Origin of the sequence: Microbacterium azadirachtae (genome assembly GCF_000956545.1) — a bacterium.
GTDB lineage: Bacteria > Actinomycetota > Actinomycetes > Actinomycetales > Microbacteriaceae > Microbacterium > Microbacterium azadirachtae.
This window is the reverse complement of sequence record NZ_JYIT01000050.1, coordinates 21,984-34,104: the sequence shown is the minus strand read 5'-3', so window position 1 is coordinate 34,104 and position 12,121 is coordinate 21,984. Positions and strand designations below refer to the sequence as shown.

The following is a 12,121-nucleotide window of genomic DNA, read 5'->3' as shown; positions in this document are numbered from 1 at the left end:
CCCCCGGGCGGCTATCGCGGTGCGCGACGGGCGCTGCTCGGCGCGAACGGGGTCGTCGAGGGAGGACGCCCACAAGACGCCCCGGCCGAAGCGCCGCCCCTTCCCGGCGCCGACGCCCCCACCAAGACCCGGAGGACCCTCGGCTGGATCGCGCTGGCCGCGGGGATCGGATTCGTGATCGTCGCGCTCATCCTGCTCGTGATCGGCGCCGCGGACGCCTTCTTCAGCCCGACCATGCTCGTGCTGCAGCTCGTCGTGCTGGGCCTGGCGATCGCCGCGGTCGTGACGCGGGCCGGACGCGTGCTCGGGGCCGTCGCCCTGACCGTCGCCCTCGTGCTCAACGTCGGCACGATGGGCGCCCTCAGCACCGTGCGGGTCGCGGCGACCGGCTCGTACGCAGGGCACAAGACCGACAAGCAGAAGCTGTGGGAGGCGTATCCGGGCATCAAGGACAAGGAGCCGAGCCGCTTCCTGAACCAGCAGTCGCTCGAGCAGCTGCAGGCGCTGGCCGACGAGACCCTGGCCGACGTGCGCACGCAGCTGACCGCGCAGTACGGACTGCAGTGGGTGAAGTCCGCCGACGCCCAGGAGCGCCCGGAGCGCAACGGCTACGGCGGGGAGTCGATGCTCGTGCGGTTCACGTCCGACACCTGGGCGACGACGACCCCGGTGAGCGGGTACGCGCACAAGCTCGAGGTCATGCGCACGATCGAGTCGGTGATCGCGCAGCACGGCTGGCGCGGCATGGTGGCGTTCAACGATCCCGCCGGCGGCGTGGACCCGACGATGATCTCCAAGATGTACGGGGGCGCCACCCCCGAGACCCAGGTGGACTGGGAGTGGTTCAGCGACGACGAGCCGGATCCCGGCTGGTTCTACGCCGACATCACGGATCTCGCCAACGACACCACCGGCGAGTACCGTGCGTCGCGGGAGCAGACCGCGAAGCGCACGGGCGAGCCCCTGGAGGGCCTCCAACTGGCCATCGTGGGCCGGTACATGCTGAGCGAGAAGAAGGTCGACGAGTTCACCAAGGCGCTGACGAAGTACCCCTGACGCTCCCGGATCCGGCATCTTCGGCACCGCGACCGGGCGGCGGGACCCGGGGCCGCTATCTTCAAGGCATGCAGATCTCCGCGCAGGAGCGCACCGCGGCCCGCCCCGCCCGCTTCACGATCGGCACGAGGACGTGGTCGATCGTGCGTCTCGTCGGCGCGCTCGCGATCCTCGCCGCCGTCACGCACCAGCTCATCGTGACGGTCGGCAACGCGCTCGAAGCGACCACTCCCTATGGCTCCCACATCCCCACCGTCGTCGCGAACTTCCTCAGCTTCTTCACGATCGAGTCGAACGTCGCGTCCGCGATCGTGCTCATCGTCGCCGCGATCTGGGGCCTGCGCGTCGCCGGCGGCCCGTCGGAGGCGGACCCCGTCGAGCCGCGCGGACTGGCGATCCTGCTCGCGTGCGTCTCGACCTACATGATCGTGACCGGCATCGTCTACAACCTGCTGCTGCGCGGGATCGAGCTGCCGCAGGGATCGACCGTCGCTTGGGCGAACGAGATGATGCACGTCGTCGGCCCGCTGCTCCTCCTCGCCGACGTGCTGCTCGCGCCGCGCCGGCGCTGCCTCGGCTGGGGCGTGCTGGGCATCGTCGCCGCGTTCCCGATCGTGTGGGCCGTGTACACGCTCATCCGGGCGAACCTGGTGATCAGCCCGCGCACGGGCAAGACGGGCTGGTACCCGTACCCGTTCCTCGATCCGTCCCTGGTTCCCGGCGGCTACCTCGGGGTCTCGGGCTACATCGTGGGCATCGCCGTGGCGATCCTCACCGTGGGCGCCGGCGTGATCTGGCTCTCCCGCAGACGCGGACGCTGAGACCGGGATCGCAGGGATCGATCCACTCAGCCTGCCGCGATGCGCGCGCCGCTCAGGGGATCCGATCGAGCGCGTGCAGCACCACCTGGAGCCGGTCGCGCACCTGCCACTTCGTCATGACGCGGCCGAGGTGGGCCTTCACCGTCGCCTCCGACAGATGGAGGTCCGTCGCGATCTCGCGATTCGTCATGCCGCGGGTGAGCAGCTGCACGATCTCGCGCTCGCGCGGGGCCAATTGCTCGAGTTCGCGCGCGACGTCGCCGGCCCTGCGTCCCGGGCAGCAGATGACGTGGTCGACGAGGCGGTGCAGCACCCGCCGCGAGACGAACACGTTGTCCTCCGCCGCCTCCCTGACCGCGCGCACGAGCTCGTCCGGCTCGGCGTCCCTGCCGACGATCCCCCGCACGCCCAGCCCGAAGAGCTCCCTGATCCGCCCGAACGGCTCCACGGGGGCGACGACGATCACGGGCGCCTGCGCGTTCGCGGTGATCAGCGCCGCGCAGGTCTCGAACGTCGGCCACTCGGCGGGCGCGAGATCGAACACGATGACGGGCGTCGTCTCACCCGATTCCGCGCGCCGCGCGCAGGAGGCGGTCGCGCTCTCGATCGACGCCACCAGCTCCACGGGCCGGCCGGACTCGGCGGACAGGATCATCGAGAGCGCAGAGCCCATCAGTCCGTCCGATGAGACGACGATGGCCGTCGGGAACGCACTTGCCGACACCGTGTTGATCATGAGCCCCCCAGCTGTGATCAGAATCCCGCCTCAGGCTACAGCACAGTTTTCTTTACCGTGGTCGGCGAGACGCAGGATGCACCTGCTCAGCGACCGTGTGCGATCTCCCGCAGAGCAGCGCCGTCCCCGAACGGCAGCACGAGGCCGACCACGTGGCCGAGGGCGATGAGCGTGCCCAGCAGCACGGCCGAGGGCGCCAGGCCGAACAGGGGCCAGGCGCAGGCCGCCGCGACGACCGGAGCCACCGAGCCCGCGAGCACGACCGTCACGTCCGCCCGCCACGGTCCGGACAGTCGCAGCACCCGGCACGAGGCGCCGCGCACGATCAGCACCGCGGGCGCCTTCGCGCCCATCAGGATCCGGTAGGCGAGCACATGGCCGAGCTCGTGCACGAGGATCGATGCGGCGAGCACGAGGCCGATGGATGCCATGGCGATGAGCGCCAGGAGCCGGAAGGCGACCCCGACGGCCAAGGCGACGCCCAGGGTCGCGAGGATCAGGCTCATGCCCGACCCGAAATGACGCAGGCAGGCCATCGCCGCGGGGAGGGTGCCGGACGGCAGCTGCCGCGACCTGCTCGTGAACCAGGGCGGCAGGCGCCAGGAGCGGCCGCCGAGGCGCACGAAGAGCTCGTCGCTGCACAGGCCGTCCGCCACGGCCTCCGGATCGGATCCCCGATGGCGCAGTCCCAGGGCCGAGCAGATCAGGACGCCGTCTCGCTCCTTCACCCCGCCCCGCACCACGCGGCGGACGTCAAGCACGAGTGGGTTCTCGCCGGCTCTGCCGCGCCGCGATCCCGGCGTAGAGGGCCGCGAGCACGGTGATCGCCGCGAGGATCAGCACGCGGTCGGTGCCCGGCGCCGCGACCCCCGCCACCCACCCGGACGCGAGCGTGATCGACATGTAGACGAACGCGAGCAGGAACCCGGCGGCGGAGGCGGAGAGCGGCTGCTCCTCGCTGTAGGGCACGATCGCGCCGCACAGCAGGCCGGCGGCCAGTCCCAGCGCGCACCGCACCGCGATGTCGGGGATCTGCGTGGCCGGGATCAGCCCGGCGAGAAGCACCGCGACGAGCGCCGGCGCCCCGAGCGCGACGCCCGCGCACCCGGCGGCGACCGCCTTCGGCCCGAGCACCGGCACGCGATCGCCTCCGGCCAGGCGCGACAGCCACTGCGTGGGCAGGGTGCGCCCCACGGCGTTGACGGCGAGGACGAACGGGAGCACGGGGAGCGATCCGGCCAGCGTCGGGACGACGAGGGCCGACGCGGGCACCGTCCGGGCGAGCACCCAGACGGCCAGGACGCCGAGCGGGAGCAGGAGAGCGGTGACGACGAACTGCGGGGTGCGCACCGCGATGAGGAGCTCCGCCCAGAGCTGCCCCCACCAGGCCGTGCGCCGGATCGGTCGGGTACGGCGGAGCAGCCGGATCGCGGCCCGCGGCGCGCCGGGGACGTGGTGCCGCGACACCCGCCAGAGCAGCACCACGGCGAACACGGCCCAGAGCACGGACGCCGCCGCGGAGGCGGGATCCGGCGCCGCGGCGAGGCGGGCGAACGCGCGCGCCGGCAGCAGATCGGCGAGTCCTCCGCCGTCGGACGGGGACGGTCGCAGCGCCAGGATGTCCGGGGCGGTGAGGGCGAGCACCCCCGCGAGGGCGACCACGCCGGAGAACGTCGACGCGTAGGGGACCGGCAGCCGGAGCAGCGCGACCGCGGCGGCCTGCAGGGCGGTGAAGGCCGCGACGGCCCCCAGGAGGAAGCTCGCGAGCAGCACGACGTAGGAGGCGATCCCGCGCAGCGCGTCGGCGCCTCCCGCGCTCGTCCGCAGCACGACCACGACGGCGGTGCTGGTCAGGGCTGCGCTGTAGACGAGTCCGGCCACCAGCACGGGGGCGAGCTGTCCGAGACGGGCGGCCGTGCGAGAGACCGGAAGCAGGTCGAGCAGGTTCTGCAGTGCCGTCCGGGGCGGCGCGGAGAGGCAGAGGATCACCGCGACGATGCCGGCCGTCATCGCCGCCGCGGAGAACGACGTGCGCGCGAGTGAGAGGCGCAGCTCCACGGCGATCCCGTCGCCCAGCTGCGCGCCGGCCACGAGCGCCAGTCCCAGGCCGAAGATGATCAGCAGGACGCAGGAGACCGCCGCGGCCACCGTGACCCTCCGCGTCGTCGTGCCGAGCACCCGGGCGACCTCCCGCACCCACAGCGTCACCGCGACGGCGGCGACCGCCCTCATCGGGCGGCTTCGGGGTGCGCGGCCTCCGATGCCCGGCGGACGCGGGCTCCCAGGAGCGTGCTCGCGAGCACGTACAGACCGGCGATCAGGACCACCGCGATCCCCATGCCGGCGATGTTCGGCACGAAGTTCAGCGCGGTCGCGCCGTTCTCGGTCGCGCGCCAGATGCGGATGACTCCGGGGATCGTCACGTCGCCGGCGGTGGTGAAGGCCATGACGAGCGACGCGGCGATGGCGAGGAACACGACGCAGACCCCGAGCACGAGCCCCGCGAAGGAGTGGAGGAGGATCCGGAATCCGGAGGTCATGGGACGTGCCTTTCTCTTTCAGGTGCTTCTTGCGCACAGCGGGCGGCGCCCGCGCGCGGTGAGGTCAGCGGAACACCGCCGCGATCCGATCGGCCCGGGCGTCTGCGTCGTCGGCCCGCCCCGTCACGTGGAGGAAGACGTCTTCGAGCGACCCGCAGGAGGCCTCGGCCATCAGCCGGTCGGGCGCCCCCGCTGCGACGACCGCACCGTGGTCGAGAATGGTCACCTCGTCGCAGTCGCGTTCCGCGCGGAGCATGTCATGCGTCGCGACGAGCACGGCGCGACCGCCGGCGGCGTAGGCGAGCAGGAGACGCCGCACGCCCCGCGCCGCGTCGGGATCAAGGCCGCGGAACGGCTCGTCGAGGATGAGGACGGCCGGCTCATGCATCACGGCCGCCACGAGCTGCAGCTTGCGCTGCATCCCATGCGAGTACTCGGCCACGGGAGTGTCGAGGTCGCCCGAGATCCCCAGCATCTCCGTCAGCACGGCGGCCCGCGCCGAATCGTCGCGCCCGCGCAGCGCGTCGTGGAACAGGAGGAACTCCCGTCCCGTCAGCGCGCCGGGAAGAGGCAGGTCGTCAGGGGCGAACCCGACCTCCTCCCGGCTCGCCTTGTCCTGGCCGTCGATGCCCAGGACGCGGACGCGCCCCCGGTCGGGGCGGATCAGTCCGGTGACGATGTGCAGCGCGGTCGTCTTGCCGGACCCGTTGGGTCCGAGCAGACCGTGGATCCGCCCCCGACGCACCTCGATCGAGACGTCGTCCAGAACCGTCCGCGCGCCGTACCTCTTCGAGAGCGCCTCGGCGCTGAGCGCTGCCTCCGTCACCATGTCGTGTCCTCTTCCCGGCCTAGGAGGCGCAGTACATCTTCCAGGTGCCGCCCGACGTCCACGACGGCATGTCCAGCGCCGGCCAGCCGCCCTCGTTGCGGCAGTAGACGAACCACGCCGTCATCAGGCCCAGCGCGATCACGATCGCGATGGCGATGATGATGAGCCAGACGTAGCTGTCGCGGCGCACGAGCAGCAGGCGCCGCACCCGCTCCTCGCCCGCCGCCATCGCACCGGCGATGCCGTTGTGCAGTACTGCGGTCGCCTCGATCACTGACATGCGACCCTCCCTTCGTTCCGAGCCCCGGAATGGGCTGTTCCTGCAGGCTAGGGATCGAGCGATCGCCGTCGCTTCCGCCATTGGTCCCGAATCACCGAGACCTTGGTGTCGCTCTCCCGCTACCTTCGGCTAGCCGCAACAGAGGCCGCGCGCAGCAAGACGGCCGAGCCGCGACCTCTAGAATCGAGGCATGTCCAAGGTCCTCCAGTCCCTGCCCGTCGGCGAGCGCGTCGGCATCGCCTTCTCGGGAGGCCTCGACACCTCCGTCGCCGTCGCGTGGATGCGCGACAAGGGTGCGATCCCCTTCACCTACACCGGGGATCTGGGCCAGTACGACGAGGACGACATCGCCTCCATCCCGGGGCGCGCGCTGGAGTACGGCGCCGAGGCCTCGCGTCTCATCGACTGCAAGACCGCGCTCGTCGAGGAGGGCTTCGTGGCCCTCAGCTGCGGCGCCTTCCACATCCGCTCCGGCGGCAAGACGTACTTCAACACGACGCCGCTCGGCCGCGCCGTCACCGGCACGCTGCTCGTGCGCGCCATGAAGGAGGACGGCGTCGACATCTGGGGCGACGGCTCCACCTACAAGGGCAACGACATCGAGCGGTTCTACCGCTACGGCCTGCTCGCCAACCCGCGTCTGCGCATCTACAAGCCGTGGCTCGACGCCGACTTCGTCACCGAGCTCGGCGGGCGCAAGGAGATGAGCGAGTGGCTCGTCGCGCACGGCTTCCCGTACCGCGACTCCGCCGAGAAGGCGTACTCGACCGACGCCAACATCTGGGGCGCCACGCACGAGGCGAAGACGCTCGAGCACCTCGACGTCTCGCTCGAGACGGTGGACCCGATCATGGGCGTGAAGTTCTGGGATCCCTCCGTCGCGATCGAGACGGAGGACGTCTCGGTCACGTTCGAGGCGGGACGCCCCGTCGCCCTCAACGGCGTCTCGTACACGGATCCGGTCGCGCTGGTGCAGGAGGCGAACGCGATCGGCGGCCGTCACGGCCTGGGCATGAGCGACCAGATCGAGAACCGCATCATCGAGGCGAAGTCGCGCGGCATCTACGAGGCGCCCGCCATGGCCCTGCTGTTCATCGCGTACGAGCGCCTCGTCAACGGCATCCTCAACGAGGACACGCTCGCCACCTACCACGAGCAGGGCCGCCGCCTGGGCCGGCTCATGTACGAGGGACGCTGGCTCGAGCCGCAGTCGCTCATGCTGCGCGAGTCGATCCAGCGCTGGGTCGGATCCACGATCTCCGGCACCGTCACGATCCGCCTGCGCCGCGGCGACGACTGGACGATCCTCGACACCGTCTCCCCGAACCTCTCCTACGGCCCCGAGAAGCTCTCGATGGAGCGCGTCGGCGACGCCGCCTTCGGCCCCGTCGACCGGATCGGCCAGCTCACGATGCGCAACCTCGACATCGCCGACTCGCGCGCCCGCCTCGAGCAGTACGCGGGTCTCGGTCTCGTCGGCGGTGCGACGGGCGAGCTCGTCGGCCGCGTGACCGCGGGCGAGGCGAACGAGATCACGGAGTCGGTCGAGGGCACCACCCTGGCCGAGACCGAGGAGGCCCTCGCCGACGCGGTGGACGCGGCCAGCGAGGGCGCCGCGTTCGACTCCGGCACCGACTGAGCGGGCGCGCAGCCGAAGCGCTGCCGCCGATCGGCCCCGCTCGGCGGTCGAAGAAGCTCGGAGCTCATCGCGACCAGGCAATAAGGAATCGCTTATATCTTGCGGAAATAAGTGATAGATTTCTCCGCATGTTCGCCGTCATCCTCGATATCGTCGGCTCGCGCGCGCTCGACGACCGCGCGGGCGCTCAGCGCGCGCTCGACGAGACGATCGCCCGAGTCGAGAAGGACCGGCCGCTCGCGACGAGCCCGCTGCGTCCGACCGTGGGCGACGAGCAGCAGGGCGTCTACCCGACGCTCGACGCGGCGCTCGCGGCGCTGACCCTGCTGCGCCTCGCGCTCCCCGACCACGTCGACTGCCGGTTCGGCGTGGGCGTCGGCCCCGTCGAGGAGATCGCCTCCGCCGCGGGGGACCTCCCGGAGGGACCCGGCTGGTGGGCGGCGCGCACCGCGATCGAGCACGTGCACGCCCTGCAGAAGCGCACCGTTCCGGGAGCCCGCACCTGGGTGGCCGTGCACGAGGCGCAGCCGGAGGCGGCGCGACTCCTCGCCCACCAGGCGAACATCGCGCTGCTGACCCGCGACCAGCTCATCAGCGACATGAGCGCCCGCACCCGCCGCCTCACCTACGGCCGCTGCCTCGGCGTCTTCCAGCGCGACCTCGCGACCGCCGAGGGCATCACCCAGCCCGCGGTCTCGCAGGCGCTGGCCTCCTCGGGCGCCGGCGCCGTCATCGAGGCCGTCCGGCTCCTCCTCGCCTGACCGTCCGCCGTCGAACCCGCCCCCGCGGCCGCGGTCGAACCGGCTCCCGTCGCAGAGGCGGCGCGTCACGCCTCCGCCACCACCGCGGCCGAGGGCACCAGCTTCTCCTGGCGGATCAGCTTGCCGCGAGAATGATCATGCAATGGCAGGCTGGCCAAACTGACAGAGAGGAAGACACGAATGTGGAGCACCCCACCCGCACCAGTCAGTGAGTGGATGCTGTCGGTAGCAACCGTCCTTCCCGTGCCGTACCGTGAACCAGCCCCGTATGCGCTCGGGGAGGCGATATCAGAGTTGCGAGCGTATGCGCAGGCCACCCGCCCAGCGGACTGGATGTCACGGACCGTGATGAGCAACCGCACGTCGCTACGAGCCGAGCTCGACGCCCAAATCGAGAGATTGGGCAAACACCTACACGCCCGCCTCGGCGAGGCACTGGGCTCCCTGCGCAACGAGACCAACCGCGAACGAACCATCGCCACAGCAGACCGAATCCTCGAAGAATGGCACTCTCAAGCCGCCATCACGGATGCATTCCAGGACCTCTGCGACACCGCACACACCCCACAAACCACCACCGATGATCTCGGAACACGCGCAGCGTTGATCGCCTCACAACTCGGCGCAGCGGCAACGAGTTCCTCATCAACACTTCACCTAGCGGCGAACATGCTCATCGACCAAGAAGAATCCCTCGCCCTCCGGCAAGAGAAGCCGCTGCCCGCCCCGCTCACAGAACAGCATCGCCTCGCCATGGCACGAGACGCTCTCACAGCAACGGTGTCGGGCAAAGTCGTCGTCTGGACCGTCTATCGCCGGGCGACGATCTATGGCGTTCGAGAGGTCACCGGCCCGATCACATTTCTGCAACCTGAATGGGCTCTCCCCAACGCCTTCGACCCCGACGGGCAAGACTTCCCAGAGCGAGCAGAACTCCGGGAAATCCGCACCGACGTCAACTGGCTGGACGACGTTCACACTTGGTCACTGGAACCGAACTCGAACCTTGTCATGGCACGCGTCGACCTGGGCACGCGCCTACTCGCGGGCGCCGTCGAGGAAGCACTGCGTCGCGTCGACGCCATCCTAAGCATCGCCGTTCACGCCGGCGGCGTCTCATGGCAGCAAACCAAGCACTCCGCAGTCGTGCTGGATCGTAAGCCCCGACAGACCACTTTCGGACCAGCACTGAACATCGACCAACACCACGGCGATAGCTACGGGATGCACGGCACAGCGCAACTTCTCGCGTATGTCTCCGAAACGCTCGGTGAAGCGCTGACAGCCCAGCCATTGCCGGATGCCCTCGTGGAGGCGCTGACCGCGCTCCAGGAAGCAAAGATGACGGATCACCGCGATGTCACGTTCTACGGCGCCCGCCCCGTAACTCCGAGAGTCGCGACAGCGCTCGAGGATCATGCCATGGAACTCATCGCATCCGTCCTCGAAGTGCACCCCAATACCCTCGCCACCGCACTCCAGTACCGCCGGGCGCAGGCGAAAGCCGAGAACGATGCATTGCGGCAGCTTCTGTCCCCCCTCAACGATTCCTGGGCCCGACCAGACCACGCACGCCGACGCGAACTCGAAGCGAAGCTATCTCGCCACGACACGGACGGCGTCCTCATCGTCAACGTGGCCAATGCCATCACCCTCCAAGAAGACATCCGAGCCCTGCCAATGACCGCACTCCAGCGCGCCGACTTCGAGCACGCGGTGGCGATCTGCACGAACCCCGAACGAGAACTTGATCATCTCCTCCGCACCTGGAAGTCGACAAGCTTGCTGAAGGCCCGGCACCGACGTGTCCGAAACGCCGTTAATCATGGGCTGCCTTTGAGCGCGATTGCCGTCAACAGCATCCGCGACTACGCCGCCGCGACATCAGACGATGCCCTGACTCTCGCGCTCAATTGGTTCAAGAACCACGAGTCAGGACCAAATCTCGTCGCTCAAGACAAGATCGCCTGGGACGCCCGAATCGCCCGCACCAACAGCGGTGAGAGCTGGGCAGAAGCAAGCGCCCGAACCCCCCAAGACGCCTAGCCGCTCCGCAACCGCGACCAGAACCACTACACCCGCTGCGCTCCGAGTCTGTCGCCGATGCGCAACGGCGGAGAGGTCGGCAAATCATGCCGCAATAGGGATGACAACCGAAAGGTACGTCATCCCCACGGGCGGCGACGGACCTCAACGCTGCCGCTCCCTCCAGCGGAATAGCGCCGCGACGAGCTGCGTGATGATCGGGGTCAGGGCAACGATGCCGATGGTCTTCAGCCATCCCAGTGCTTCCAGATGCGGTCCGAACGCGTCGCGGAGTCCCGGGTAGATCAGGCTCACTCCGGTGATGCCAAGAAGCAGAGCAAGGACCGACGAGAACACGCCTGCGGGTGACTTCCAGTACCCGAGCCAAAGCACGCGCCGCGCCTGCACGCGTTGGCGCGGTTCCAGCAATTCGTCTGCGATGGGCGTTGCAGCGAGCACTCGACTTCTCGTCTTGCGGTTGACGAGCTCGTCGACCACGAGGTCGATCCAGTCATAGATCTCCTCGACCTCGACCTCCGTGCCGTTCTGACCGAGCAGCCGGGCTTTCGCGTTCAAGACTCGGCTGACACGAGGTGCGTCGTATGTCCGCCATACCAGCACCGTGGTCGCGTTGGAGCGTCGAGGCTTCGCGAAGAACTCAATCACCTCCGCTTCGATCTCGCTCAGCATCCGAGCGGCCGTCGCGATGGTGACCCGCCCGTCACGAGGGTTTTCCTGACCGATCCACCGGTTCTCGCGGGGATCGCTCAGAGTCCTGATCGCCGAGCTCCGGGCAAGCAGACGCCACGCGAACGGCATCCGCGCACGCACCACAGCCCCACGCGCCCAGAGCGTGAACATCGGGATCCCGTACCAACCGAACATGACAATGAACATCAGCCCGACAAAGCGCACCACCAGCGACAGGGACAACACTGCCGTGCGCGCCGCCTCGGCATAGATCGCGACGACCGACAGCAACGACGCGACCAGCAGGACAGCGACGACCAGCAGCGACCAGGCAACCGTGCGACGTGTAGCCCGCGCAGCCGCCAGCTGGGCCTTGACGCGATTCGTGTCGTGCTCGGCGATCAGACGATTCCACGCGCCTTTCCGCCCCGGGATCACAGCTGCGCGAATCCTGTGCAATCGCTCGGGCGCAAGGCGCGAGAGATCGACGCGTTCCTCGTCAGCACGAAGCCGTGGCGACGCCACCCGACCCGCAGCCCCCAGGATCGCGGCCCCGAGAACCACCGCCACCATGAGTACCGCCACCCAGATACCCGGTGATCCACCTATCGTCGCAGCAATCTGCGCTGTATCGCTCATGTCTGGCACCGTAGCCAGGTGCAGGGACACCACCCCGCTTGCTGACACGCAATCACCAGACAATGGCACCAGATCACCCCCGCCGCCGGCCGAGCACGAGCGGCC

General features: G+C 69.5%; 12 protein-coding genes. 5 read left to right on the top strand and 7 right to left on the bottom strand.

The window, feature by feature from the left end:
- Positions 1-1,056, top strand: a 1,056-nt coding sequence (locus RL72_RS20025; protein WP_052674129.1) for a hypothetical protein, incomplete at its 5' end; no start/stop codon positions are given.
- Between the two features lie 68 nt (positions 1,057-1,124).
- Positions 1,125-1,877, top strand: a complete 753-nt coding sequence (locus tag RL72_RS02130; RefSeq protein ID WP_169748197.1) for a Pr6Pr family membrane protein — start codon at positions 1,125-1,127, stop codon at positions 1,875-1,877.
- 52 nt (positions 1,878-1,929) lie between these two features.
- Here RL72_RS02130 and RL72_RS19020 read toward each other — a convergent pair whose 3' ends face one another.
- The 6 genes from RL72_RS19020 to RL72_RS02100 form a co-directional block, all read right to left on the bottom strand.
- A complete protein-coding gene (locus RL72_RS19020) occupies positions 1,930-2,601 on the bottom strand; it encodes a response regulator transcription factor (protein WP_139168284.1) in 672 nt (223 codons plus the stop codon).
- A 98-nt stretch (positions 2,602-2,699) separates the two neighbouring features.
- Entirely contained in the window at positions 2,700-3,374 is a 675-nt protein-coding gene (locus RL72_RS02120; RefSeq protein ID WP_045249153.1) for a hypothetical protein, read from the bottom strand.
- The gene (locus RL72_RS02115) at positions 3,367-4,845 is read right to left on the bottom strand and encodes a hypothetical protein (protein ID WP_045249152.1); all 1,479 of its coding nucleotides are present in this window, start codon (positions 4,843-4,845) and stop codon (positions 3,367-3,369) included. The genes RL72_RS02120 and RL72_RS02115 overlap by 8 nt, the downstream gene beginning before the upstream one ends.
- Positions 4,842-5,153, bottom strand: a complete 312-nt coding sequence (locus tag RL72_RS02110) for a hypothetical protein (RefSeq protein WP_045249151.1) — start codon at positions 5,151-5,153, stop codon at positions 4,842-4,844. Before RL72_RS02110 ends, RL72_RS02115 begins: the two co-directional genes overlap by 4 nt.
- Before the next feature lie 64 nt (positions 5,154-5,217).
- A complete protein-coding gene (locus RL72_RS02105; RefSeq protein WP_045249150.1) occupies positions 5,218-5,982 on the bottom strand; it encodes an ABC transporter ATP-binding protein in 765 nt (254 codons plus the stop codon).
- A gap of 19 nt (positions 5,983-6,001) precedes the next feature.
- The gene (locus RL72_RS02100) at positions 6,002-6,262 is read right to left on the bottom strand and encodes a hypothetical protein (RefSeq protein ID WP_045249149.1); all 261 of its coding nucleotides are present in this window, start codon (positions 6,260-6,262) and stop codon (positions 6,002-6,004) included.
- A gap of 190 nt (positions 6,263-6,452) precedes the next feature.
- Between RL72_RS02100 and argG the strand changes: the two genes are divergently transcribed.
- The 3 genes from argG to RL72_RS02085 all read left to right on the top strand — a co-directional run bounded on the left by argG (position 6,453) and on the right by RL72_RS02085 (position 10,708).
- Entirely contained in the window at positions 6,453-7,901 is a 1,449-nt protein-coding gene (argG, locus tag RL72_RS02095) for an argininosuccinate synthase (RefSeq protein ID WP_045249148.1), read from the top strand.
- Positions 7,902-8,029: 128 nt separating this feature from the next.
- Positions 8,030-8,662 carry a SatD family protein gene (locus RL72_RS02090; RefSeq protein WP_045249147.1) on the top strand — a complete coding sequence of 211 codons (633 nt, stop codon included), beginning with the start codon at positions 8,030-8,032 and terminating at the stop codon, positions 8,660-8,662.
- A gap of 348 nt (positions 8,663-9,010) precedes the next feature.
- The gene (locus RL72_RS02085; RefSeq protein WP_156156670.1) at positions 9,011-10,708 is read left to right on the top strand and encodes a hypothetical protein; all 1,698 of its coding nucleotides are present in this window, start codon (positions 9,011-9,013) and stop codon (positions 10,706-10,708) included.
- A gap of 144 nt (positions 10,709-10,852) precedes the next feature.
- On the opposite strand, the gene RL72_RS02080 is transcribed toward RL72_RS02085, so the two are convergent.
- Entirely contained in the window at positions 10,853-12,016 is a 1,164-nt protein-coding gene (locus RL72_RS02080) for a hypothetical protein (RefSeq protein WP_156156669.1), read from the bottom strand.
- Between the last annotated feature and the right edge of the window lie 105 nt (positions 12,017-12,121).